The organism is Methanolobus vulcani (genome assembly GCF_006546655.1).
Classification (GTDB): Archaea; Halobacteriota; Methanosarcinia; order Methanosarcinales; family Methanosarcinaceae; genus Methanolobus; species Methanolobus vulcani_A.
The window spans coordinates 333664-357878 of the sequence record NZ_VIAQ01000006.1; the positions used below are offsets into that span (position 1 = coordinate 333664).

The 24215-nt window shown below is 41.6% G+C and carries 21 protein-coding genes; 9 read left to right on the forward strand and 12 right to left on the reverse strand.

All coding sequences use genetic code 11. The features are described 5' to 3' along the window. Window positions 1-11 precede the first annotated feature (11 nt). Window positions 12-1046 carry a methionine synthase gene (locus FKV42_RS02110; RefSeq protein ID WP_154808572.1) on the forward strand — a complete coding sequence of 345 codons (1035 nt, stop codon included), beginning with the start codon at window positions 12-14 and terminating at the stop codon, window positions 1044-1046. Window positions 1047-1313: 267 nt separating this feature from the next. On the opposite strand, the gene FKV42_RS02115 is transcribed toward FKV42_RS02110, so the two are convergent. Further along, the gene (locus FKV42_RS02115) at window positions 1314-4310 is read right to left on the reverse strand and encodes a PKD domain-containing protein (RefSeq protein WP_328287503.1); all 2997 of its coding nucleotides are present in this window, start codon (window positions 4308-4310) and stop codon (window positions 1314-1316) included. A 137-nt stretch (window positions 4311-4447) separates the two neighbouring features. Then, a complete protein-coding gene (locus tag FKV42_RS02120) occupies window positions 4448-5470 on the reverse strand; it encodes a stage II sporulation protein M (protein WP_154808574.1) in 1023 nt (340 codons plus the stop codon). A gap of 122 nt (window positions 5471-5592) precedes the next feature. Here FKV42_RS02120 and FKV42_RS02125 point away from each other — a divergent pair, with 122 nt between their 5' ends. Continuing rightward, window positions 5593-6336 carry an RAD55 family ATPase gene (locus FKV42_RS02125; RefSeq protein ID WP_154808575.1) on the forward strand — a complete coding sequence of 248 codons (744 nt, stop codon included), beginning with the start codon at window positions 5593-5595 and terminating at the stop codon, window positions 6334-6336. A 12-nt stretch (window positions 6337-6348) separates the two neighbouring features. Further along, on the forward strand, window positions 6349-6864 hold the full coding sequence (locus tag FKV42_RS02130; RefSeq protein ID WP_154808576.1) for a hypothetical protein: 516 nt from the start codon (window positions 6349-6351) through the stop codon (window positions 6862-6864). Between the two features lie 15 nt (window positions 6865-6879). Here FKV42_RS02130 and FKV42_RS02135 read toward each other — a convergent pair whose 3' ends face one another. The 4 genes from FKV42_RS02135 to FKV42_RS02150 are packed head-to-tail and all read right to left on the reverse strand — an operon-like array spanning window position 6880 to window position 10816. After that, window positions 6880-7917 carry an EF-Tu/IF-2/RF-3 family GTPase gene (locus tag FKV42_RS02135; RefSeq protein WP_154808577.1) on the reverse strand — a complete coding sequence of 346 codons (1038 nt, stop codon included), beginning with the start codon at window positions 7915-7917 and terminating at the stop codon, window positions 6880-6882. A gap of 53 nt (window positions 7918-7970) precedes the next feature. Then, on the reverse strand, window positions 7971-9137 hold the full coding sequence (locus tag FKV42_RS02140; protein WP_154808578.1) for an RNA ligase: 1167 nt from the start codon (window positions 9135-9137) through the stop codon (window positions 7971-7973). A gap of 18 nt (window positions 9138-9155) precedes the next feature. Then, on the reverse strand, window positions 9156-9932 hold the full coding sequence (locus tag FKV42_RS02145) for a CBS domain-containing protein (RefSeq protein WP_154808579.1): 777 nt from the start codon (window positions 9930-9932) through the stop codon (window positions 9156-9158). A gap of 38 nt (window positions 9933-9970) precedes the next feature. Beyond that, a complete protein-coding gene (locus tag FKV42_RS02150) occupies window positions 9971-10816 on the reverse strand; it encodes a CBS domain-containing protein (protein WP_154808580.1) in 846 nt (281 codons plus the stop codon). Between FKV42_RS02150 and FKV42_RS02155 the strand changes: the two genes are divergently transcribed. Continuing rightward, window positions 10800-10970 carry a hypothetical protein gene (locus FKV42_RS02155; RefSeq protein WP_154808581.1) on the forward strand — a complete coding sequence of 57 codons (171 nt, stop codon included), beginning with the start codon at window positions 10800-10802 and terminating at the stop codon, window positions 10968-10970. The two genes, FKV42_RS02150 and FKV42_RS02155, sit on opposite strands and share 17 nt — an antisense overlap. Window positions 10971-11525: 555 nt before the next feature. Here FKV42_RS02155 and FKV42_RS02160 read toward each other — a convergent pair. Then, a complete protein-coding gene (locus FKV42_RS02160) occupies window positions 11526-12134 on the reverse strand; it encodes a CBS domain-containing protein (protein WP_154808582.1) in 609 nt (202 codons plus the stop codon). A gap of 218 nt (window positions 12135-12352) precedes the next feature. Beyond that, window positions 12353-13483 carry an OB-fold nucleic acid binding domain-containing protein gene (locus FKV42_RS02165; protein ID WP_154808583.1) on the reverse strand — a complete coding sequence of 377 codons (1131 nt, stop codon included), beginning with the start codon at window positions 13481-13483 and terminating at the stop codon, window positions 12353-12355. Between the two features lie 266 nt (window positions 13484-13749). Here FKV42_RS02165 and FKV42_RS02170 point away from each other — a divergent pair, with 266 nt between their 5' ends. Continuing rightward, window positions 13750-14385 carry an RNA 2'-phosphotransferase gene (locus tag FKV42_RS02170; protein WP_154808584.1) on the forward strand — a complete coding sequence of 212 codons (636 nt, stop codon included), beginning with the start codon at window positions 13750-13752 and terminating at the stop codon, window positions 14383-14385. A gap of 2 nt (window positions 14386-14387) precedes the next feature. Here FKV42_RS02170 and rtcA read toward each other — a convergent pair whose 3' ends face one another. Further along, on the reverse strand, window positions 14388-15404 hold the full coding sequence (rtcA, locus tag FKV42_RS02175; protein ID WP_154808585.1) for an RNA 3'-terminal phosphate cyclase: 1017 nt from the start codon (window positions 15402-15404) through the stop codon (window positions 14388-14390). Further along, entirely contained in the window at window positions 15401-16762 is a 1362-nt protein-coding gene (locus FKV42_RS02180; RefSeq protein WP_154808586.1) for an FAD-dependent oxidoreductase, read from the reverse strand. Before FKV42_RS02180 ends, rtcA begins: the two co-directional genes overlap by 4 nt. Window positions 16763-17379: 617 nt before the next feature. On the opposite strand from FKV42_RS02180, the gene dnaG reads away from it, so the two are divergent. Both dnaG and FKV42_RS02190 read left to right on the forward strand, forming a co-directional pair. Continuing rightward, window positions 17380-18753 (forward strand): DNA primase DnaG, encoded by a 1374-nt coding sequence (dnaG, locus tag FKV42_RS02185; RefSeq protein ID WP_154808587.1) that lies wholly within the window; start codon window positions 17380-17382, stop codon window positions 18751-18753. 274 nt (window positions 18754-19027) lie between these two features. Then, window positions 19028-19312 carry a UPF0058 family protein gene (locus FKV42_RS02190; protein WP_154808588.1) on the forward strand — a complete coding sequence of 95 codons (285 nt, stop codon included), beginning with the start codon at window positions 19028-19030 and terminating at the stop codon, window positions 19310-19312. Window positions 19313-19336: 24 nt separating this feature from the next. Here the strand turns inward: FKV42_RS02190 and FKV42_RS02195 are convergent, their stop codons facing one another. Together FKV42_RS02195 and arcS are read right to left on the reverse strand one after the other, a co-directional pair. Beyond that, window positions 19337-19795, reverse strand: a complete 459-nt coding sequence (locus FKV42_RS02195; RefSeq protein ID WP_154808589.1) for a GNAT family N-acetyltransferase — start codon at window positions 19793-19795, stop codon at window positions 19337-19339. A 12-nt stretch (window positions 19796-19807) separates the two neighbouring features. Further along, the gene (gene arcS / locus FKV42_RS02200; protein WP_154808590.1) at window positions 19808-21652 is read right to left on the reverse strand and encodes an archaeosine synthase subunit alpha; all 1845 of its coding nucleotides are present in this window, start codon (window positions 21650-21652) and stop codon (window positions 19808-19810) included. Between the two features lie 85 nt (window positions 21653-21737). On the opposite strand from arcS, the gene FKV42_RS02205 reads away from it, so the two are divergent. Both FKV42_RS02205 and FKV42_RS02210 read left to right on the forward strand, forming a co-directional pair. Continuing rightward, complete coding sequence (locus FKV42_RS02205; RefSeq protein WP_154808591.1) at window positions 21738-23120, forward strand: FAD-binding oxidoreductase; 1383 nt, start codon at window positions 21738-21740, stop codon at window positions 23118-23120. A gap of 2 nt (window positions 23121-23122) precedes the next feature. Continuing rightward, window positions 23123-24181, forward strand: coding sequence for a (Fe-S)-binding protein (locus tag FKV42_RS02210; RefSeq protein ID WP_154808592.1), 1059 nt, complete (start codon window positions 23123-23125; stop codon window positions 24179-24181). Window positions 24182-24215: the final 34 nt, after the last annotated feature.

Sequence of the window (24215 nt, forward strand, 5' to 3'; positions counted from 1 at the left end):
ATAATATTGGCATGGCAGAGATAATATTTGATGATATTGGTAGTTTTCCTCTTCCAGCGGGACTATCAAAAGAGTGGATGGCTGGAAAGTTCTCGGAGAAGAAAAGTGATGCAGACCTGTTCAAGGTCATAAATGATGCTTTCATGATGAAAGTGGAAGCTGGTGTTGAGGTACCAACATATCCGCAGTACCAGGACATGAATGAGCAGTTTCTTTCTATCATCAGGGATTCAAATTGTACGGAAGAACCTTTCAAGGTTAAATTATCAGATGCCCGTATTATTGAACTCGAAGCCATCTCTGAAGTTGCAAAAGCCTACAGGGAAGAGAACGGTGAAAAGCTCAATGTCCGTGTATGTGTAACCGGTCCTCTGGAACTCTATCTTAAGGAGTTTGGAGGAACCGAATATGTGGACATATTGAATCTATTTGGAGAAAGTGTTGACCGCTTTGTGAAGAACTCACTCTCTGTTGCCAAAGATTTCAATATTAAGACCGTTTCAATTGACGAACCCAGTATAGGCATAAATCCTCAGGTAATGTTCTCAGATAATGATCTCATAAAAGCCATGGACATTGCATGCAGCTCAGCTAAAAAAGCTGGCTGTGATGTAGAAATCCACTTACATTCACCATTGCACTACAAACTTGCCTGCAAGACAGAGAATATCAGTGTCATAGGTGTTGAATCAGCAGCTACTCCATCATATCTTGATCTTATAGACAAAAAGGAACTTGAAGATGCAGATTCATATCTCAGGGTTGGAGTTGCAAGAACAGACATTTTCAATCTTGTTTCTGTCCTTAACGACAAATACAACACAAATGTCTGGAAAGAAACCCGGTATTTCCCTGAGATCATAAATGATATGGAAACCCCGGATATTATCTCAAAGAGACTTTCAAAGGCATATTCCATGTTCGAAGAATCCATAAAGTATGCAGGTCCGGACTGTGGTCTTGGAGCCTGGCCTTCCCAGGAGATAGCTGCTCAGTTATTGAGTAATGTTTCAAAGGGAATGAGTGATTTCAGGAAAGGGTTGTAAGATATTTGGAAAGCTCACGTTTTATTTGTGATTATCCAGATGGATTACAGCGATTTCTTCTTTTTTTCTTCCATAAAATCTGATTTTTAGAATATAGATATCAATAAGCAGTCTGTTTAATCAGACTCTTTCACTAAAAACATGTCTGCAATTCTATATTCTGGAATTGATTCTGTAATAAATCTTAGCAAGCGCAGATTTTATTGAATAACTGACTTTTAAGCAAACACACGAAAAAAAGAATTAGTGTCCCGAAGGACACTATTTTTATTGAAGTACTATTGTGCAAAGTGTGCCATTAACATGTGCGGAGTCAACATGGAAGTTGAAATCCGGGTCTGTGCCTTTTAGATACTTTGCTAGATCTGACTCAACAGTAGCTATTCCAGAGTCATTTGTTGTCGCAGTATCCGTATCACTTGTTAAACCCTCCCAGTGACCAATGACAGATGCGTTTCCTACATATCCGTTTGCATCGGTTACAGTAATTGTCGCTGTTGCAACAGCGAAAACATTCTTGCCTGCTGTTTTAGACACTTCTGGTTCTTCTATTTCAACATTAACATAAACTGTCTTTGGGTCATATACAGTTACATTTATAGTGTCTGAACCGATGCCACCGTCATCGTCTGTTACTGTGAGCATCACAGTGTACTCACCCTCAAGTGCATATGTATATGTGGGTGTCAATGAACCAAGAATTGTGTTTCCGTCTCCGAAATCCCAGAGTATCGTATGGGTATCTGCTGCACCCAGGTCTGCGAAACTGCCGGAGAAATAGACTTGTGTACCCTTTTCGGCGGTTAGGTCTTCTCCTGCATCCACAACTGGTGCACCATTATTCACAGTCACATCGGTGGTATTGGTTCCTGTATCGCCTTTATCATCTGTTACTGTAAGTGTCACTGTATAGGTTCCATTATCTGCGTAGACATATTCAGGATTCATTTCCTCTGATGTGTTTCCATCTCCAAAATCCCACTGGTATGAAACAATGCTTCCGTCAGAGTCGACTGAATCATTTCCATTAAAGCTTATCGTAGAACCTTCATTAACCGGGTCATACGGGCCACCTGCGTCAGCATCTGGAGGATTGTTTACTGGCATCACAGTTATTTCAATAAATCCTGTGATGGTATCCATTAGTTCACCATCGGAAACTGTCAGGTTTACCTCATAAGTTCCTTCATCATCATAGGCATATGTCACATTTTCACCGGTTGTGCTGCTTCCATCTCCAAAGTCCCATGAGAACGATAAGATGTCTCCGTCAGGATCTGTCGAACCCGAAGCATTAAAATTGACCGTTTCACCTATATATGCACTTGAAGGCATGTCCATTGCTGCTACAGGTGCCCTATTTGGTTGAATTACGGCAATTGATGCTGAAGTGGTGTTAGATGCTCCTTCATAATCCGTGACCGTCAGTTCTACAGTGTAATTTCCAGCAATATTGTAGGTATACGTTGCAATGATGCCGTTTCCTAAACTGCCATCACCAAAATTCCAGCTATAGTCCATGATCCCGCCATCAGGGTCTTCTGATCCTGAAGCATCAAAATTGACCATTTCACCTACATTTGTACTTCCGGGTATATTCATTACTGCTATCGGTGCCTCATTTGGAGGGATTATTGCAATTGGTTCGGTAACAGTATCTGTTGCACCTTTGTCATCTGTAACTGTCAGGTTCACAATATAGTCATTGAAATCGTAATAAACATGTTCCACATTCATTCCTGTTGCATTTGTTCCATCTCCAAATTCCCAGTAATATGATTCTATTGAACCATCAGGGTCCGTTGAATCTGAAGCATTGAAATTGACAGTTTCACCAATATAGGCAACATAAGGCATATCCATTACTGCTGCAGGTGCTTGGTTTTCTTGCTCCGGCTGTACATAGTTCAGGGCTGCATAAGCATCTAAAAGTCCCCATCCATATTCTTCATCCCAACCTTCTGCACCAATGTCATCGGATGTGTCGTACAATCTTTGACTAATCTCGGCAGGTTCCCACTCGTTGTTGTTGTTAGTGTCATATTCTGATGGAATAGGGGTAGCAAGCAAGAGAGCAACGACACCTGATACATGTGGGGCGGCCATGGATGTTCCTTGGTAGAAGTAGTAACCGAAATCTGTAGGATCATCTCCAAATGTTTGCTGTAGTATGCCGTCTCCATAACTGTCTCCATTCTGGTTCACAGTTAAATCCCCGCCTGGTGCCGCTATATCCAGATAGGAACCAATGCTTGAATAATAGGAACGGTTTTCGTCATACCTGGTAGCACCAACCGCGATACAGTAATCATCATAGGCTGCAGGATAGGATGGATAATTGCCTCCAATCGTTGCATTATACTCATTACCTGCAGAGCAGACTATGGTGACGTTTTTATTATAGGCATATTCAAGCGCATCTTCCAGAGTTGTGCTGCTATCATTTCCTCCAAGACTCATGCTTATTACTTGTGCACCATTATCCGCTGCATAATAAATCCCGTTTGCAATATCATCATAACTACCACTGCCATGGCTATCGAGCACTTTTACAGGCATTATTGAGCAATTATATGCAACTCCTGCAACTCCTAACTCATTATTTGTGCTCTGAGCAATTGTTCCTGTAACATGTGTTCCATGTCCCTCATCATCGTTTGGATGTTCATCATTGTTGATAAAATCGTGGCCTTGTACAAAATTAGTTTCTGCAAGATCTGGAGCCAGTCCGTAAACCAGTTTCTCAATATATTTATTGCGGAATCTCACTTCCTCATATAGATTCTCATATGCGACACCTGTGTCCAGTACTGCTACGATCACTCCAGTTCCGTTAGAAATCTCCCATGCAGCCTCCATATTGATTCCTCCATAATCGTCGTTATCGAGATTCCATTGATGTAGATTGTAATATGGATCATTTGGCACCATAAATGTGGATGCGATATAGTTTGGTTCCGCATACTCCACATTAGGATTCTTACTGTAGATCTCCACCATCTCTTCCACAGACTTCGTCTTTGGGATATTGAGTTTCTTAAAGCCTGCATAAGGACTTGTATAGGTTACAGTTGCGCCATTCTTTGAGTTTATGTCTTTTATCTTTGCCTCAGATACGCCGGGACTAAACTTAACCAGTATTTCTCCCGGCACATACAACTGCTCGTCAGAAGCATCGAGTACATCGATTTCAAGATTATCTTCAAAACTATACGCTTTGGAACTGACAGCCATGGCAGGTGCCATTGTTCCAATAATCATCATGCTCACCGCTATTAGTGTGAAAAATGTTTTTATATACCTATCCAATTTTACCACCATATTAAATGTTCTATGGTGTAATTTGTAAAACCAAATATAAATACCTAATTTTATACCTATAAAATATAAATCGTGACAAATCAGGCAAGAAATGGTTCAAGACTTCCATCAATTATCATCATCACTTTATCCACAATTCCAAGTGTGACATAGGTCTCGATATAAGCTGCAAGAAGAAGTGTCAGAATAATCAGCACTACCATTTTCCATGTATATGCTGAAAGAAGGTAATCTTTTGTTGTTTTAAAAATGTGCCCGGAATCGGTCAGAAGGCTCTCGATTTCATCACCGGTAAAAAATTTGTTTCTGATAACATCATGTGCCTGGCTATACGCAAAATGATATCCAACTGCTGCTGCCACAAGAATTGTTGGGATTTCTATGATTCCATGAGGTATTATTGAGATACTGAAGTAGACAATATTATAGAACAATCCAATAATGATTCCTTTTTCACCAAATAATTCAAAGCCAGTTAATGCTCCGTTGAACGTAAAGAATGCAAGTAGAATTCCCATAAGCATTCCATTTACTATCAGTATCAAAAGAGGGACTGTGTAAGGGAGCATATATGAGAACATACGATATTCGTATTTTCCATATCCGCAATACTGCCAGATGGTGCCTGCATTTTCATTGTTCTCATTTTTTATTTGTGACATGTCGGGGTCAAGTGCCGATGCAATACGAATAAGTAATCTGTAAATAGGCATCATTGTTTTTTCCATGAGAATTGAAAGACCGGCATAATACCTGTTCTTCGGTCTCATGGCAATATCACCTATCAATAGTTTGTGCACCATCATGAAAAGACCTGTACCGATAACTGCACAACACGCTGCAATACTGTTAAAGAAAAATATCGCCCACATGGGGTTAATGTAATTCGAGGTCACTTCAACTTTCGAGGTTGCAGCAGAAGCGGTGTTCATGATAACTTCGCTCACAGGTTCATGTTCTGCAAAAATGAATGTCAGGACATAAGCTATCATGGCAAGGACGAATGCAGAAAATGCAGATAACAGAAATACTTTGCATGTCCATACGATATCCTTTGCACCGATACTGAACTTGTTCATGTTTTTGTTTCCTTCACTTCTCATGTGCAGCACTTTTACCAGTTTTTAAATAATCGATGCATTGAAATACTTTATGTATTATATAATTGTATTACTATATTACTATACTAGTATATTACTATTCATTACGTTTGGGAAGTATATAGATGCGAATACCTACAGGAATAGAGGGTTTTGATGACCTTGTACAGGGCGGTTTGCTTACAGAGAGGGTTTACGTACTTAGTGGCCCTCCCGGAAGTGGAAAAACAACTTTTGGGACTCAGTTCCTTGCCAGCGGTGCAAGTGCCGGGGAAGTCGGACTCTATGTGACTCTGCTGGAATCTCCGCAGAACATTATCAATGACATGTCAAATTACGACATGAACGTTGCCGGTCTGATCAAGATGAAAAAGCTCTTGTTTGCAGATCTTGGTCCTCGTATGGAATATGGTTATATGGATGAAGTAAACGAGTTCATAACCACAGATTATGATGTAGGGACAAGTTCAATTGAGAGTGAGGCTCCTTCTCCTTCAATTGTATTTAAAGAAATAGCTGCGTATGTCTCAGAATATGATGTGAAAAGGCTTGTTATTGATTCAATGTCAGCTATCCGTTTCACAACAAGGGACCTATCGCTTCAGGAAAAAGAAATGAGCAGGTTCATACGCAATCTCAAGAAATTAGGTTGTACTACACTGATTCTTTCTGAAATGACTGATCCGACTGCCTATTCTACAGAACAGTTCGCTGCACATGGTGTTATTTTCATGCATAATTTCCTTTATGACAGGACTATGACCCGTGCTGTACAGGTAATCAAGATGCGTGGAACAAAGCATGATTGTAATATGAGAAGTGTTTCTTTTTCGGAAAAAGGATTGAAAGTAGAAGGCTATCTTGAATGACGGTTGTCTGTTATGGTAAGGATATTCAAAAAACAGGATGCTGAGAAGAAAGACCTTCCTCATGACGGAAAAGTCCAGCTTGCAGATGCTTCACGAAGGCTAGGTTTTGAAGTAGGCTACCATCGGCATTCAGAAATAGGATGGGTCCGCGAGAAGTTGGTTCAGCTATATAGCTATGCCGATCAGTATGGTCTCCGGGATTTTGTAAAAGAATATTATGATAATGGAAAAGAAGAGGGTTCCAAGGCAAAAGACCGTGATACAAAATCCGGACTTTCCAGAATGGGAAGCAGTAAGGTGGAACCAGAAGCTCCTGCAAATATCACCATTGAAAGAACCACAGCTGAGTCCACCGTTTCCAATATCAAGTCCGGCTATAATAATGTCGATTATTCATTTTCCGGTTCATCAGACATGACAAGCCAGCCCACGCTTGTGGATCTTCCCGGCAATGTAGAAAGAGCTAAAGTTGTGGAAAGACCATCATTCTTGGAAGGGCCAAAGCATCTGACACCTAAAAAGAAGTAATATATTCGAAAAAATTTATTGTTCATGCCCGTAGGCAATGAACCTTTGTTTTTCATCCAGGTTAGAAAGGATGAACCTATCAGTTTTAGTATAGGAAATTTCCTTTGTTCCCTCAAGTTTTAATGTGTATTCCTTTCCAGGATTTGCGGTTTCAACTGTGTTTCCACCTTCAGTGATTTCCACAATTCTTACAGGTGAGGACTGGAGTCCCACGTAAAGATGTAACATATCATTTGCATTAAATGACTTTGCAAGAGGTGAAACTCTGCAACTTAGCACAAAGTCTGTTGCAACTGTCTCTTCCTTTGAGACTACAAATCCCCTGTCAATGTCTTTGGACTGGATGCCTTTCAGTGCAAGTCCTACCCTGGCACCAGTAGGAGCAGATTTTACGTCAACATCATGCATCTGAATTGACCTGATCTCAAGTTCTTTTTTTGTGGGGTATGCAATCATTTTATCTTTGATATTGATAGTTCCCTGGTCCACAACACCCAGAACAACACAACCGATACCTGTCACGTTGAAAGACTGGTCTATCATTATTCTGGGGCTAAGCCCATCAAGTTCCCTTTGTTCCTCGTCAACTTTAGCACCGATCTCAAAAATGAGCGCTTTGAGTTCTTCCATTCCTTCAAAGGAAGTTGTGGAAATTGACATATAATCCCAGTTCTCAAGTGCTGTTCCCTTTGTAATGTTCTGAAGCTTGGCTTTCAGCTCGTCAACAGCAAATGGATATGTGGCATCTGCCTTTGTGAGAACTACAATACCATGTTTGTATTGCATAAGGTCAAGTGCAATGATACATTCTGCTGCCTGTGGGTCAAGTCCTTCAGGAGGAATGCATAACAGTGCAATGTCTGAGAGATTAAGTGCTGTGATAAGAGGTTTAACAGATACCGGATAGCCGGTGGCATCAATGGTTGTGAGTATGCTGTCGTTCTTGGCATAATCGTACATTGTTACGTCAGTAACGTTTCCTTTCTTTCCAAGTTTTCCGGCAAGAGTGGTCTTACCGCTTTTCTCACTTCCGATGATAGCAATCTTTGTCATATAGGCACCTTTGTTGTGGTTTACGAATTAATCTATTCAGATATATGTCTTTTTCATGACCACAACTGACCTTCTAGCATTGCAACTGTCTTATCATTTGTGCTTTTATTCATTTTTCTGATTTCAGCCACATATTCGTCCCCAATTCTCTCAATTTCACCCAGGTCAATATAGAGTCCGAACCTGTCAAGGTAGTCTCTGAATTTGAAAATAGTCTCCCTGTCCTTTACACGAATACGGAATTCATCGGATATTCTCTCTCCACTCTCTACCTGTTCGATAGTTTTCTTCATAGGGCGAAGTATGCTTTCCCCAAGTCTAAGACACCTTTCTCTGAATTCATCTTCACTTTCCGCCCATTCATGTGACTGGAAACCTTCGCGTATGACTCTTGAGTACAGGTAATCTCTTCCGGCTTCATTGTAGAATTTAAATGCCTGCCTAAGATCAGAACAATTACTTTCGGAACACGTGTATTTTACTGGTTGCAATACCATTGCTGGATCTTTGATAACAACTCCTTCCCGTCCTTCTTTTCCAAGTTCCCTGATAATTTCCGTTATCCTGGAATAGGCGCTATTGATGCTGAAATCTCCAAAGAGCCTAGCCTGGTTGAATCCATATTCATCAGCAAGTTCTCTTCGTTGATGAACCGGCAGAGCTTCGCCTGTATTCTTGTAACGTATGTCAAAGACAAAGAAATCCAGTGATTCGATTCCATAGATTTCTTTCTGGACATACGGATTTTCAGGCCCTGTCATTTCTCCATATAATACAAGGTCAGGATGTTCCCTGAAAAAATCCGGTTTCAAAAAATTCTGCACGCGTTCAGTAGAATAAGGACACACATGACCGCTGCGGGTAAAAGCAATGAGCTTTCCTCTGAATTCTATAACACGGACATTATATCCGTTCATTTTCTCTTCAACTGCAACCGAAGGAATATCCCGAAAATTATTCAGCACAGCCGACTCAAGGAGCATTGCTCTTTTAATCTTTGGGAAACCACGCACCAGTTCAAAGTTTCCATGGTGGTCGATGAGTACTGTTCCATCTTCCATATGGGGTGCATGCCCTTGAAACCTGTAAATGTCGTAGTATTCATCCCAATTGCGCTTAAGGTTTCCTTTTTCAATAAGTTCTGAAACCTTAGAAGGCGGGAGTTCCAGGAACTCTGCCGCCTTTTCAATATCCAGTTCAGTTCTTTCGCAGTTTTTCATCACCAAACTCCCGGGTTATTATTCTGCCATTCCCTGGATTATACTCCTTCTGGTGATAAGTCCTACCATGTGTCCTTCCAGATTGACTACCGGAACTCCTCCAAAATTCTCATCGAGCATCATTTTGACCGCATCATTTGTAGCCGTATTGGTATAAACGGTCTTAACACCCATCTTCATGATGTCTTCAACAATGAGGTTCTTGATTCGGGATTCCTGCTTACTTCCTTCCACAAGGTCACGGAAAGAACGCATTGCCTTTGCAATATCCTTTTCAGTTACAATTCCTACAAGTTTGTCTCCTTCTACAATTGGAACTCTTCCTATGTCGTTGTCCAGCATTACTCTCCTTACGTGAATAACACGGTCTGCAGGCCCTGCAACAATCGGATTCTTCTGCATAATCTCTCCGGCAAATCCGCTGAAATTGTTATTCTTAAGTATCTCGTTAGGTGTCACCCATCCTACTATCTGGTCATTCTCAACCACAACAACTACTCCCCCGTTCTTTACGAGGAGAGTTATAGCGTCGGTGACTTTTGTTTCCGGGAGTACCTTTACGAAATTATCGGATACAGCGGTTGCAACATGCAGGGATGAAGCAGGTTTTGTTCCCTTCTTACGTGTTCCGAGTTCCTTTGTAAGGTTTCTCATTGTGAGTATCCCAAGCAGGTTTCCATCGTGTTTTACCAGAAGACGTCTTGTTCCCTTCTTGTCCATAATGTCAAGTGCATGGGAAATAGTATCTGACTTATCTACAGCTACCGGCTCTGCCATAATTTCCTTAACTTCCATATCAATTCCTCTTCTTTGTTCTGTTTCCATGGTCTGCTTTATTCTTGCTGTACTGCCCTTATTATGTCACGTCTGCTAATGAGTCCGACAATGTTCCCTCCATTAGAGACCGGAAGGGCAATTGTATGCTCTGAGAGCATTATCTTTGCTGCATTTGTTGCCTTGTTATTTGTGTCGATTATATGAGGAAGTTCTGTCATAATATCTTCTGCAACAAGAGGCACTTCCTTTACATAGCGATACTCTTTCACTCCTGCAGGTGTTGAGCGTCTTGTCATTTTAATGTTCTTTGATGGAAGATTTCCCTCGTTATCAGACATCAGGTTGAATGCCACGCTGGCTGTTGTGATCATTCCAACCGCTTCGTCAGCATCATCATTTACAATGACGAAATTGGTCTGGTTTTCTTCCATTTCATGGATCACATGGTTTATTGTGTGGTGCCTGTGAACGAACACAATATCATCTGTTATTACTTCTGAAACCTTGGCTTTAATATCCTGCTCGGAGTAATACCTCATAATGTCCGTTCCTGTAACTATTCCAAGCACTTCTCTGTTCACAACAGCAAGTGAGTTTATTCCATTATCTATCATGAGTTCACATGCCTGGGCGGGTGTAGCTCCAGGATAAATCGTAATAGGGTCCTCTTGCATCACCATGCTCACCGGTATTTTGTCAATTGGTCTCCTTCTCCACATTGGTTCGGCCTGTGCAAGCCTCTTTCCGATGTCTGTCTTTGTGACAATACCGACCATCTCTTCCTTATTAGCTACCACAAGGGTGCTAATCTTATGCTTAAGCATAAGCTTTCTTGCATGTGCTACGGTTTCTTCCGGTGCAATGGTGTATACCGGTGAACTCATAATGTCTTTCACATTCATGTTGTTCCTCCTTATTGAAAGTCTGAACCTCAATTGTTCAGACCTGCAGGATATTTCTTATTTCTATTCTGCAAAGAGCACAGCCCTTTCTTTGGCCTTTATTGCTCCTTGTTCTCAACTCTGCCCTAAATATGGTCTTTTCCGAAAGGAATAAGCCCATTGTTTTTGATTACCACCTTAAGTGGTATTCCCGCTGGTATCGGGTTTTCTTCTCCACCTCCTGATCAATAATTAGCGTCAACTGATACAGCAACATTTTCATGTACGCTGTTTATAATTACCAAAGGCATAGCTTCAGCTCTGGAGTATTGTGTTTTTTGGTCTCTTATATAGGATGGGAGTATTCTCCCTGGTTCTACGACCTGATATTTTATTTCCAATTAAACCACTGTGCTCCTTAACATCGCAAAATTACTGGCAGCATTCAATAATAATGTGCAGATGTTTTGCGAAAGACATTCCAAACTCTTGGTTAACGATATCTTACCTGCTGATATAGCGAATTTCTTCTCAAAATACAGGTAATATTCTGTGCCTGTCTGAAGTAACAGTTAGTCCAGCTAACACGAAATACCAGGAACTAATTATTTTCCCCGGCCGAAACACAGGTGTTGCTTTGAAGATCGATACATTTCTTCGTTTAGGATATATCGGGACAGACATTTGTTTCACCAACTTGAAGTGTCCTTTATCAGTTGACCAGTCTGAACTAGTCATAGTAACCTTCTTCCTCTTTGCAGTCTTCGCAAAGCATCAATCCGTTAACATTGGTCAGGCTGTCTACCAGAGCTCCGCAACGCTGGCAAATGCCACGTTCGAGTTCGGGTTCCTGATGTATGTTGTTCTCATGATGCAGTTCGATCATTTCTTCCAGAATAGTGTTCAGACCCGGAGCTATGGCTAGTATATCTCTGTCCGTTATCATTCCCACTATTTTATCTCCTTCCATCACAGCAAGCCTTCTGATTTCAGACTTGACCATCATTTCAGCAGCCTCGATTATATTTGTCGTAGGCTTTGTTGCTATGATAGGGGATGACATTATCTTTCCAGCTGTCATCTCAGAGGGCAGCACATTCTTTGCTACGGTCTTTACCAGAATGTCATGCTCAGTAATGATACCGATGCTGTCACCATTTTCTGTAACGATAATGCTGCCAGTACCATTTTCTGCCATTTTGTTCGCAACATCGAGAACACTGGCATTGGTATCAATGCCAAAGGTATCCTTTGACATTATTTCCCTGACCGACATCTCATTTTCGATCTCCATTATAGAGACATCGGTTTCCATGTTATCATGAACATTCAAGACCATAAGACGTGCTCCTGAATCCTGGATTAAAGGAATCAATTACCTATAGTCCACTAAATAAATGTGGACTTTTATTGTATATATAGATGTTCGTGCCCTGTCATGTCTAAAACATGCTATACAATATTGATTATAAAATACTCCAATTGCTAGCGTTTTAAAAAAAGTGTAGTTCCGGGTAAACTTTTACAGTTATCCGGAAGCAAGTTTATTTGAAGTTATCAACGAACATTAATTCTTGTGCGGTTTCCTGCACTGAGCTCGATCTCATCATTGAATCCCGACTTTGAATACGCATCGATTATCTCAATATTTGTATCGATATCAAGCTCATCAACAAGGAGCGCATGGTCTCCCCAGAGTGCAATACGTATTCTGCCAGTGTCATCTGACACGTAGATATTAGATACCATGTTCACAGTGCCATCGTCACGGTTGAATTCCCTTATCTCTCCAAGACCTGAAACCTGCCCTGAGATAGAATATGATTCACCTGGAATTATGTCAGAGATTGGGGTAAAGCTTTCCTTGAATTCCACTTCCTCTTCTATTTTCTTGATAGTTCCACGGTTGCCAACCTGCATTTCAACCTGCTGGTTGAAGTTATTCTCTCTTGCATAGGCATTGATAATCTCAACAGAGTCATCGATTTCTATCTGCTGTGTGAAATCTGTAAGTTCATCCCAGAGCGTAACTCTTATTTTTCCGGTTTCATCCCCGATGAGCAGGTTTGCAACCTTACCTGTGCCACCATCTCTTTTGTTGAATGTCCTGATGTCAGAAATGTCAAGTACTCTGGCACGGATGTTGATATCACCCATACCATTAGTGATATCTTTGATCTGCCTGGACTCGATACGGGCTTCGATCTTTTCATCGCTTTCACAGAAAACTCCGTTGTTGCCGACATTTACCTCCACACCGGAATATCCTTCTTTTACATATCCCGCAATCTGGAATGTCTGGCCGATCTCTATCTCGCCGCTTTTTACAAGATCTGCCCTGTCATCCCATAATGTGAGGCGTATGGAACCGGTTTCATCGGCAACAATGAGATTTGCAACCCTGCCAACTGTACCATCATTCCTGTTGAATTCCTTTGCAGGGTAAACGGTCATTACTTTGGCTATGAGCTTTACATTCCCGCTGTTTGGAGTAATGCCTGATATCTTCTGTATTTGCTGCTCTGCGCCTGTGTCACTGACACCAAGGTCATGTGCGACCAGCATTGCGGCAGTTCTGGTGTCACAGAGTCCGCTCATCTGTTCTACTTTTTCTTCCACCTTGCGTGTAAAGTCATCTTTGCTGATGACGCCACCGAGTTTTTCATATATATCGTTTATCTCGTCCATGATAATACCCTGAAAATGAATAAAATGATATGGAAATTTCATTAAGGTAGTCTATTATCTTTTAAATATCCATTCTTTTATTTTAAACTAGTCTAAGTGTTCCTTCAGATAAATTAATGTAACGAAAACCTCTGTAAATCTTCAAACTTGTTTTGATTTCTCATGTTTTTAAAAATGAGATCTTTCTCATCTTTTTAAGAGACTTGAGTAGTTCTTGCGTTATTTTAATAACTTATATTAATTATGAGATGTATTTGCAAGATATCATGATCCGTAAATGTAAAGAGCATGGCTATTTCAGGGGAGAAAGTTGCCCTGATTGTGGAGAAGAAGGACGTTATGTGCTGGATGATGATCGGGAAGAAAGGCTTGGTAGATTCATTTCCGGTGCGCTTAGACACTTCCCTGAAGACGTGGGTATTGAAATGGATCCGCAGGGATGGGTTGAACTTAACCAGCTCTGCGATGTTATGAAAAAGCGTTATAAGTGGGGTACAATGGAGCGTCTCATATCTCTTGTTGAGTCTGACAGGAAAGGGCGCTACGAAATAGATGACGGTTTTATCAGGGCAAGATATGGTCACTCAGTAGAAGTAGACCTGATATCAGAGTACCCCGAAAATGATCTTTCTTATTTGTATTACGGCGTGAGCCCGGAAGAAGCGGATATGCTCCTTGATAATGGAATCTATCCTATCAGGCAATGTTATGTGCACCTGAGCACTTCATTTGACAAGGCAAAAGAAGCTGCTTCAGTCCATACTGACAATCCCGTGATACTTGAAATTGATGCAGAAACAGCGCAGCAGGATGGAGTTGACATAGTTTCTGTAAACACTGACATTGTTCTTGCAAGAGGAATTCCTCCGGAGTACATCAGTGTTGTAGAATCCGCGGAATGATATCATTCCACGGTAATCTCTAAAGGCCCTTTTTTCTCTTTTCCGTAGTTGATGCCAAATCTGACATCAAGCATTTTCTCAGTTATATGCATATTTGTAAGGCAGTGATTTGAAACTTCCCTTACTGTGAACGAGCCTTCTCCCGCAAGTCCCATATAGGGAATCAACTGGTCGGCAAGATGTACATCAACTTCAGCTCCGGATAATAGCTCATCAAGCATCTCCTTTGCTGCATATTCCCCTACTTTTTCAGCAGGAAGTCCTCTTTTGCCTATACTGACAGAGCCAGCAAGTCCAGACCACAAAGTGATGCCGCTTCCGGTAGATCTGAATTTATCTGAAGTAATGTCAATCTCAGCTTCTTTACCAATTTCATTAAGTATCTTCATTGCAGATTCAGCCTGTCTTTTTGCAACATGCTCAGGCAACCTTGAGCAGTGTGAGACCCCGTGAATAATATTATTCTCACTTTTGTTTTCATCTGGGTGATAGAATCCTCTTAATATGGAAGGAGTAATTTCAATTTCTGCAATTCCTCCACCTTTTGGATAGTATCCGCGTTCAATGAGGGTTATGTCTGCCTGATATCCCATAATTCTCAGTGCTTTTAATGTCACTTCCTTGAGGTAATCTATGGAAGGAGACCATGAAACGTCAGTTCCGCCGGATATGCGTAGTTTAGTCTTGTCTTTTGCAAAAATAGCCATAGGCATGATCGTTTGCACAAGAAGAGGGATGCTACCGGCAGTTCCGATGGAAATAGTATCATTTACCCCCTTTATTTCCGATGGAGAAAAGTATATATCAGTTGAGCCGGGGAAGAATCCCTTGATATCGGCATCGCATAACATTGCAGCGGTTTTAATGGACGTGAGATGCTGGGGTTTTAAGCCTTCTTTTGGACGGTTACGGCGTATATTCGTTACATGGATGTCCTCTCCGATAATTGCAGAAAGAGATACGGCTGTCCTGAGAATCTGACCGCCGCCTTCCCCGTATGAACCGTCTATTTCTATCATGCTTTTTTTCTCATTTTTTTAAGTGCACCCTTTGCAGCAAAACCTGTGGGGTCCTGCAGCGTGGAAACCGGAGGAGCGTAGCAGGTTTCTATATTTGCAAGCTCATGAACAGTTGTTCTCTTTTTGATGGCGAGTGTGAGGGCATCGATGCGCTCCTTAACACCTTCTCCTCCAACCACCTGCGCTCCTACAAGATATTCATCGCTGAATATGAGTTTGATGAAAAGCTTGCTTCCTCCCGGATAATATTCAGCCCTTGTTGAGCCGGTCGCAAGCCCTGTTACTATTTTTATATCATTCTCTGCCGCTTTTTTTGATGTGATTCCTGTAGTTCCGACTTGTATGTTTCCTATGACTGCAACCCAGGGATTCAGTATAGGATCAAATCTCACAGGCTTTGATGTAAGGTTCTTTGTTATTGTTCCAGCCATTCTTCTTGCGTTGCTTGCTACCTGGCTTAACATCGGCTTTCCGGTTATGTGGTCAAGGACCTCTACACATTCTCCGCCGCAGTAGATGTCAGGATGGAAAGCTCCTGACATTGATGGGTGGAGATACTCGTCAACTATTATGCCTCCGGTAGGGCCGATGTCAATCCCTGCGTTTATTGCAAGTTCATTTTCCGGTTCAACTCCAGTGGAGAATATTACAAGGTCTGCAGGGAAATCAGTGGTACCAATTGTTACAGAGCTGACGTTCTCTTCACCGTTCAGTGCAGAGGGGACGTATCCTGTGATAACATTCACTCCCATGGATTCCAGATGTTCCTGTACAGCTTCAGCCATGTCGGGGTCTACATTGTGGGAAAGTATTGAAGAGCTTCTGCTTAAAAGTGTGGTATTTACATTTCTTCTTACAATCGCTGCTGCCAGTTCAGCACCAATGGAACCGCCGCCAATAATAACAACGGAGGATGCATTTTTGACTGCTTCTTCTATTTTGATAGCGTCAGAAAGTGTTCTGAGCGTGAAAACATTTCCAAGCCTGGTGCCGGGAATATCGGATGGTATTTTGGTTTTGCTTCCGGTTGCAATCACTAATTTATCATAATGATATTCCTCTGCGCCTGATACCACTGTAGATTCTTTGGTATTTATTGAATCGATTCTTGTCCCAAGATGCAGATCAATACCTATTCCTTTTAAGAATTTTTCATCTCTTCTAATGAGTGTCTTAAAATCTTTTATTTCGCCACTAATGACAAAAGGCATTCCACACTGGCTGTAGGCCGTATGCACATCTGCAGAAAATACAGTTATTGAATAATCACTGTGGCGCGTGAGACTTGTTGCAACAGCCATTCCTACCGCTCCTCCACCAATGATTATTATTTTTCCATTTTTCTTTTCTCCGGGCATGCTGTTTTATAAGCTCGCATGAATATTAACTATGTTCCCTCAGGAATAATCGTAATTCTGTAGTCAAAATAATTTGTGTTTCCAGTTTGACATGTCCAGCAAATCCTGAAAAATGTCGACCCATAAGTTTATAAGAGTTTGAAATCTATTACTTAATGTAGTCATGATTATATGCCTACATGTTCGAGATAATATAGATACTGTGAACAAGGGTATCTTTCAATAATACAAATATAGTTTAGTTATTCGTAATCACTACGATTCAAAAAGAATCATCTACCGAAAAGGTATTCATAACATCATAAAGTGCTTACAGGTCAAAAGCTACAGGTATTCAATGAGGGATTTGGAAATACTGCTTATTGACTATGCCATGAAACAGTTCCAGTAGCATATGCATACGTTGCATGGTACAAACGCTACTGCTGTTATTAGCTTGGCGTTGGTTCAGATTAAGTAGAACTCTTCATTTTTATTCATTGAAATTGGAGTTTTGTTCGTTTTATCAGGGTCATTATTCAAGCCTTTGATAAGATGACTTTGGCAGTCATTGCAACTTTTCTATTTTGTATTCCGAATTGTTCCGGTGTCATCATCACAAATTCGGAGATTATCATATGCAAAATGCAGATACTACAAAATATATAATTCATTCAAAAATTAACGCAGATGGAATAATAGAACGCCCGGATATAGTAGGTGCTATCTTTGGTCAGACCGAGGGACTTCTTGGCTCTGATCTTGACCTTCGCGATCTTCAGAAGACAGGAAGGATTGGAAGGATCGAGGTCGTTGTCGGTGCCAAAAATGGAAAGACCAGGGGTACTATTCTTATTCCTTCAAGTCTTGACAAGGTTGAGACTTCAATCCTTGCAGCTTCACTTGAGACTATAGACAGAGTTGGTCCATGCAGTGCAAAGATAGAGGTTACTCATATAGAGGATGTTAGGGCTACCAAGCGCCAGCAGATCATTGAGAGGGCTAAGTTCATTTTTAAGGGTATGTTCGATGAGAACCTTCCGGAGTCCCAGGAGATAGCTGATGAAGTGCGTCAGTCTGTAAGGGTCGAGGAAATGCAGTACTATGGTAAGAATAAAATTCCCTGTGGTCCTACAGTGATTGATTCCGATGCTATTATTGTAGTTGAGGGCCGTGCTGATGTTCTTAACCTTTTGAAATACGGTATTAAGAATACCATTTGTGTTGGTGGTACAAATGTTCCTCCTGAAGTTGCAGAATTCACAAAGAAAAAGGATACTGTGACTGCTTTCACTGACGGTGATCGTGGAGGAGAACTTATTATCAAGGAACTTGTTCAGGTTGCTAATATTGACTATATTGCAAGGGCACCTGACGGAAAGAGTGTCGAGGACCTTGTCCAGAAAGAGATTGTCAGGTCACTCAGGCAGAAGGTTCCTGTTGAGCAGGTAATTGATAAATATCTTGTCAAAGATCAGGGCCCATCAGAGGACAATGGACGTGGACAACGTTTGTCTAAACGCAAGGATAGAAGATCTACTCCTGCTTCCGCACCTGCTTCTGATGTGAAGCGTGTTGCTACTCCTGCTGTAAAAAGAACTCCAAGGGATACCCGTGGAAGGGATAACAGGAAGAAGGGGCCAAGGGACCAGCAGTCACGTGAGGTCAGAAGAGATACTGAAAAGAAGGTTGAAGCTCCTAAAGCAAAGGTACCAGCCTCTCCGGAAAACAAGAGGTTTAAGAATCATGCAAATGACCTGATAGGCACTTTTAGTGCACGTTTCCTTGATGGAAAGGATAATGTTGTTAATGAGACTGCTGTCAGGGATCTTGTAAGTACTCTTAAGGATTATGAGAGTGAAGTAAAAACCGTTGTGTTTGATGGTGTAGTCACCCAAAGAATCCTTGATATTGCTGCCGACAAGGGTATAGAACGTCTTATAGGTGCAAAAGTCGGTAGTGTGTCTAAAAGGCCGGCTTCTGTAAAGGTTCTTACCGCTACTTCATTATAAGTTTGGTATACTGTGCTCGCGCACAGTATCTATATATTTTTAATGAATTATTGATTTTATCATCAATTGTTCTTGTTTTATTTACGTGTGTTTTTGTAATTTATCATGTTTAATCATTGAAATAAATACGAAAATCTTATATGTAATTTGTGCGGAACCCGTTTCCGGGGGAAATGGCTTTATTAGTCAATTTACCAACTAGTTTTGGTGTATTATTTTTATACAGTGCACAAAATAACAGCAAATAATTAATTTTCAAATCAGGTTGGTTGGTATGCATAAAGATGAGTTAATACAGTTGCACACATTGATGGCACAGATTAGAAGGCACTTTGAACACATGGGAGTGGATACTCCCTTTACGGAGTATGATTCACTATCCATAAGTCCTCTGCATGTTCACAGGAGCAAGGCAGAGCACAAACACGCAATATTCGTTCTTGGTAACGATATTGCAGAAGCTCTTTCCCAGGATGATACTTCAGGAATTGGAAGGACATCTGAAAGAATGCATGAGCTTGCTATGAAAGCAAGCGGCCAGTTAGTAAATACTAACTAAGGCATCTCTTCTTTTAATTTCCATTTAAAGGGATAATGAAATAGATGGTGTCAGGCGCTTTTTCATAATGATGCCATCCTCTCCATCTGAATAATATCCGTGTTGTACCCAGCAGGCCACAAAATCCTTACGCTTGTAAAAGTCCTGAGCTCTTGTATTTGTAATTCTTACTTCCAGACTCGCAAATGTTAGAAGCTTGCAGATAAACACCGAAAGGATAGCATCCATAAGCCGGGAACCGATGCCCATACTCCTGAATCCCTCTCTCACGGCAAGAGAAAAGATACGCCCTTCGGTTTCAGATAGCTTATATCCTACAACAAATCCTGCTATGTAACCGTTGTATTCTGCAACAAGGAACCCTTCACTGTTCATTTCATAGAAGTTCATATAAAGGAAGGGATTGTGTTCTGAGAAAGCTTGTGACTCTATCTCTAGAACCTCTTCGAAATCCGATGGTTCAAACTTCCTTATTACTAACATCTGAAATCACTGTTATTCGAGTTTTTTCACGTGGCGCAGATCAACTGCAACTCCTCTATTTGATCTTTTCATCTCATCTCCGTTCATATTTGCTCTTCCAACTGCAATTGCTTTTTCTCCGATGATTATTACCTCGTCATTTGGCCTGATCAACGGATCTGCATCAACAACACCAGGTGCCAGAAGAGAACCACGCGGTACAAAATCGTCTATTTTAACAGTATATCTGCCCTGCTTAAGAAGGGCTTTTGCACCTTCTATAGTAATGGCCAGTGTTCCATATTGAGGTATTAGTGTAATAAGCTGTTTTTTCCCAGCAAATATCTGGTGTTTGGGGAATGGTCCTTTGACAGTTGATCCTTCAGGTACAAGAATTTCTCCTGCCCCTTTACCAAACTGATAGTCTGCAACAGCTTTCATGAGGTCTTTCTGTGTCTGCTCATGTCCGCGTTTTCTTCCGGTACAAAGTTCAGACACTGTTTTGCTGAGATTCCTTAATGATTCCGGCGATGAGACGTTTCCAAGACTTGTATATATTATATCTATACCAAGCTTTTCTGCAACGATCTCACATATTACACGGTAGGCATCCTCAACATGTGCAACAATGCTTGTGTATTTGTGCTGTGTAAGGTAATTCTCAAGACAGGATGCAACCCATTCCTTTTCCTCTGCATCCCAGTACCCCGTCACAGTAGTATCATAATGGGCAGCAGGATATGTTAGTTCCAGTTCCCTTGGGACTATTCCAAGTGGAGATGTGATTATTACTTCATGGACAAATTTTCTGCTCTTACCAAGAGCATTGATGAATTTCCAGTGGGAGTTGGAAGTGGAATATGGTTTCCTGGCAGAACATGGCAATAGAAGAAGTACATCTGAAGCAGGTGGTGTATACCTTTCCTGTATCCTTTTAGCAAATCTCACTACCTCTGCCCTGTTCTGTGATTCTCCGCAGGTAGCTACAAGTGTATTTTTCCTTGCAATGGCGTTCTGGCTTTCCACAAAGTCATACTCATCATCTGCAAGTCTCATAAGTGCCGTAAGCCATGTGTGCATTCTGCACTGTCCTTCAATATATTCACGTAAGGTTCCTGCACGTATCCTTTCCCTCACTAGAGCTGCTTCTGCTTCCATGGCGTTAATATTGTGCTTTTCAAGAATTGCTGCACGGCTCTTTTTGTCCATTTCCCTGAGGCTTGTAAGGTTTGTGGATGAGCATGCACTGCATCTGCATGGTAACTCTGCAAGTGAATCAAGATAGAATTGTCCGGCGGTTGTGAGGTAAATATCGTTATATCCGGCAATTATTGCTTTAGTATTGTCAAAGACATCGATTCCGAGGTATATCAGCATTGCCAGATTTTCGGGAGTGGCTATGTTCGGTGCATAAATTGCAGTATCAGGAGCGATGTCCTTTTTCATCTCTAAAAGAATACTGAGAAAAGTTCTTGCATTGTTCTCAAAGCACCCTGCACCTTCTAAAACGTAGAGGTCATGCTTTTTAACCTGCTTTCCGGGTATGTAAATAGCTCCGGTTGCACCTGAGTCTTTTATTTCCTCAGCTTTCTCAGCCACTTTAATTGTCACATTCCGTGGAGCTTCCGGTGTAAAGTCCTGGTGAGGAAGCATAATTAGAGAATCTTCTCCGGCTTTTTGTCTCGTTTCCCTGAGATGTTCCTGAGCTTCTTCAAAACTTGAATATTTCCAGAGTGAACCGCCGTCTATTATCGGGCTTTCAGGCATACTCAGGTTTCTTGTATCTATAATATAAGGTGTCCGGATATCTTCCTTCAACAGGAATTTCCCTATCCTTGCAGCACCGTCCCGCTGCTGTACCTCAAAGTATCGTGTCATTGCTGTGTAATAGGCTTAGTCAGATGTAAATGTTTGCCTTCACCAAAAACTATAAATTATCCTATCCCACTTAAAAAACGATTCCATGCAAAAATCCGATTTACTTAAAAAACTGCAGGAAATAGTCGGAGATGAACATGTTTCCGCGTCTGCTGCAGAACTTTATTGTTATTCATGTGACGCCTCACAGATAAGGGGCATGCCTGATTTTGTCATCAGGCCTGCAAGTACTGAACAGATATCAAAGATAGTCAGGCTTGCAAATGAGAATGAGATTCCTGTGACTGCAAGAGGTGCAGGTACAGGGCTTGCCGGAGGAGCTGTTCCGGTAGAAGGTGGCATCGTACTTGATATGTCATCCATGAACAGGATACTTGAAACAGACCTTGACAATCTTCAGGTAACCATCGAACCTGGTATTGTCCAGGAAAAAATGAATGAAGCGCTTGAACCTTATGGTCTCTTTTTCCCTCCTGATCCGGGAAGTTCTGCAATGTGTACACTTGGTGGACTGATCGCAAACAACGGCAGTGGAATGCGATCTGTAAAATACGGTACTACCCGCAACTATGTGCTGGGACTTGAAGTTGTCCTTGCAGATGGAACTGTGATAAATACAGGTTCCAAAGCATCAAAATCAGTTGCAGGTTATTCACTTACTGATCTTTTTGTAGGTTCTGAAGGTACGCTAGGTATTATCACAAAAGCAACACTGAGACTCAGGGCACTTCCAAAGGAGCGCTCTGTACTGCTTGCTTCCTTTGAAGATCCTGAACTTGCAGGTCAGGCAGTAGTAAAAGTCCTCTCTTCAGGAATTGTTCCTTCTGCATGTGAAATTCTTGACAGGAACATCATAGATGCAATTAACACTTATGACCCTCACGTCGGGTTGCCACAGGCGGGTGCAATCCTGATGTTCGAGGTAGATGGAACCGAGAACACAGTTCGTGAAGGAATAGAAATGATAAAGGATGCATGCAGCACTCTTGCAACAAGCATCAGGGCAGCTTCAGACAAGAAGGAAAGGGATGAGATATGGGCTGCCAGAAGACTTGTAGGAGCAGCAGTTTCAAGGCTGGACCCTCTGCGCACCCGTGTTTATGTAGGTGAGGACATAGGTGTCCCGATAAAAGAACTTCCTGGAATGCTGCATAAGGTACGTGAGATTTCAGAAGAGTTCAAGATTCCTATTATGACCTACGGTCATATTGGTGATGGGAACCTTCATACTGGAATGTGCATAGATATGCTAAGCGATGCTGAATGGGAGAAGCTGAACATGGCTGCCGACAAGATTCATCGCACTGCAATAGGTATTGGTGGAACGGTAACCGCCGAGCATGGAGTTGGCAGTGCCAGGGCACCTTATCTTGGTCTTGAACTTGGAAAAGCTCTTGATGTAATGATATTGATTAAAAACGCACTGGATCCGAAGGGTATTCTCAACCCGGGTAAAATGGGGGTCTGAAAATGAACGATGAGGATATGCGTTCAATACTGAAATGTGTACGATGTGGTACATGCCGTGCAGTATGTCCGGTTTTTGACGTGAATGGCTGGGAATCGTCAGGTTCACGTGGCCGTATGCTTGTAGCCCATGGTATTTCCCAGGGACTTGAAGTTGATCAGGGTGTTCTGGATAGTATCAATACCTGTACTACATGTGGACTTTGCGAAGAGATATGCCCATCCGGAGCATCTCCTGTTAAAGTCATCGAAAATATCAGGCATCAGCTTGTGCTTCAGGGTAAGATGACAGATGCACAGAAGCTGATACGTGCAGATGCTCTTGAAAAAGGAAACCCTCTTGGTGAATCACAGGACAGGATGGCATGGCTTGGAGATTCCAGAAATGACCTTCCAGAGAAGTCCGATTATGTGTTCTTTGCAGGTTGTCTTGCATCTTACCGCTATCCTGAGATCACAAAGAAAACATTTGACATCCTGAGAAAGTTCGGAGTAACCGTACTTGAAGAAGAGGTCTGTTGTGGTTCTCCACTTCTAAGAACCGGTTCAGATCCATCAGAGCTTATGTCAAAGAATCTGGAGCAGATTAAAAAGATAGGTGCTCATACAGTAATCACAGGTTGTGCAGGCTGTTATACAACCCTGAAGAATGATTTCCCGGAAGAACTTAATGTTCTCCATGTGACCGAGTTCCTTGCAGACCGCCTTGCTGAGCTGGACCTGAAAAAACTTGACCTTAAGGTTACCTATCATGACCCATGTCACCTTGGAAGGTGCAATGGTGTATTCGATGCTCCCAGACAGCTCATAAAAGCAGTTTGCTATCTTGAAGAAATGAAGAGCAACAGGGAAAAATCCAAATGTTGCGGAGCAGGCGGAGGAGTCCTTAAAGGCTATCCTGAGCTTTCACTTGAGCTCTCAAAGAACAGGCTTGAAGAGATTCCAAAGGATGTTGACTATCTGGTAACTGCATGCCCACTTTGCCGCACAAATCTCAAACGTGGCAATCCAAAGGTTGATGTACTTGATGTTATCGACCTGCTTGAAATGGCTATGGAATAGCCATTTTAGTTTTTTCTTTTCCCTAAATTGTTTA

Bases quoted from the DNA above. Each gene is read 5' to 3' on its own strand.
- FKV42_RS02110 (WP_154808572.1), top strand. From the start codon at position 12: ATGGCAGAGATAATATTTGATGATATTGGTAGTTTTCCTCTTCCAGCG.
- FKV42_RS02115 (WP_328287503.1), bottom strand. From the start codon at position 4,310: ATGATGATTATTGGAACAATGGCACCTGCCATGGCTGTCAGTTCCAAA.
- FKV42_RS02120 (WP_154808574.1), bottom strand. From the start codon at position 5,470: ATGAGAAGTGAAGGAAACAAAAACATGAACAAGTTCAGTATCGGTGCA.
- FKV42_RS02125 (WP_154808575.1), top strand. From the start codon at position 5,593: ATGCGAATACCTACAGGAATAGAGGGTTTTGATGACCTTGTACAGGGC.
- FKV42_RS02130 (WP_154808576.1), top strand. From the start codon at position 6,349: ATGGTAAGGATATTCAAAAAACAGGATGCTGAGAAGAAAGACCTTCCT.
- FKV42_RS02135 (WP_154808577.1), bottom strand. From the start codon at position 7,917: ATGACAAAGATTGCTATCATCGGAAGTGAGAAAAGCGGTAAGACCACT.
- FKV42_RS02140 (WP_154808578.1), bottom strand. From the start codon at position 9,137: ATGAAAAACTGCGAAAGAACTGAACTGGATATTGAAAAGGCGGCAGAG.
- FKV42_RS02145 (WP_154808579.1), bottom strand. From the start codon at position 9,932: ATGGAAGTTAAGGAAATTATGGCAGAGCCGGTAGCTGTAGATAAGTCA.
- FKV42_RS02155 (WP_154808581.1), top strand. From the start codon at position 10,800: ATGTCTTTCACATTCATGTTGTTCCTCCTTATTGAAAGTCTGAACCTC.
- FKV42_RS02150 (WP_154808580.1), bottom strand. From the start codon at position 10,816: ATGAATGTGAAAGACATTATGAGTTCACCGGTATACACCATTGCACCG.
- FKV42_RS02160 (WP_154808582.1), bottom strand. From the start codon at position 12,134: ATGGTCTTGAATGTTCATGATAACATGGAAACCGATGTCTCTATAATG.
- FKV42_RS02165 (WP_154808583.1), bottom strand. From the start codon at position 13,483: ATGGACGAGATAAACGATATATATGAAAAACTCGGTGGCGTCATCAGC.
- FKV42_RS02170 (WP_154808584.1), top strand. From the start codon at position 13,750: ATGATCCGTAAATGTAAAGAGCATGGCTATTTCAGGGGAGAAAGTTGC.
- rtcA (WP_154808585.1), bottom strand. From the start codon at position 15,404: ATGATAGAAATAGACGGTTCATACGGGGAAGGCGGCGGTCAGATTCTC.
- FKV42_RS02180 (WP_154808586.1), bottom strand. From the start codon at position 16,762: ATGCCCGGAGAAAAGAAAAATGGAAAAATAATAATCATTGGTGGAGGA.
- dnaG (WP_154808587.1), top strand. From the start codon at position 17,380: ATGCAAAATGCAGATACTACAAAATATATAATTCATTCAAAAATTAAC.
- FKV42_RS02190 (WP_154808588.1), top strand. From the start codon at position 19,028: ATGCATAAAGATGAGTTAATACAGTTGCACACATTGATGGCACAGATT.
- FKV42_RS02195 (WP_154808589.1), bottom strand. From the start codon at position 19,795: ATGTTAGTAATAAGGAAGTTTGAACCATCGGATTTCGAAGAGGTTCTA.
- arcS (WP_154808590.1), bottom strand. From the start codon at position 21,652: ATGACACGATACTTTGAGGTACAGCAGCGGGACGGTGCTGCAAGGATA.
- FKV42_RS02205 (WP_154808591.1), top strand. From the start codon at position 21,738: ATGCAAAAATCCGATTTACTTAAAAAACTGCAGGAAATAGTCGGAGAT.
- FKV42_RS02210 (WP_154808592.1), top strand. From the start codon at position 23,123: ATGAACGATGAGGATATGCGTTCAATACTGAAATGTGTACGATGTGGT.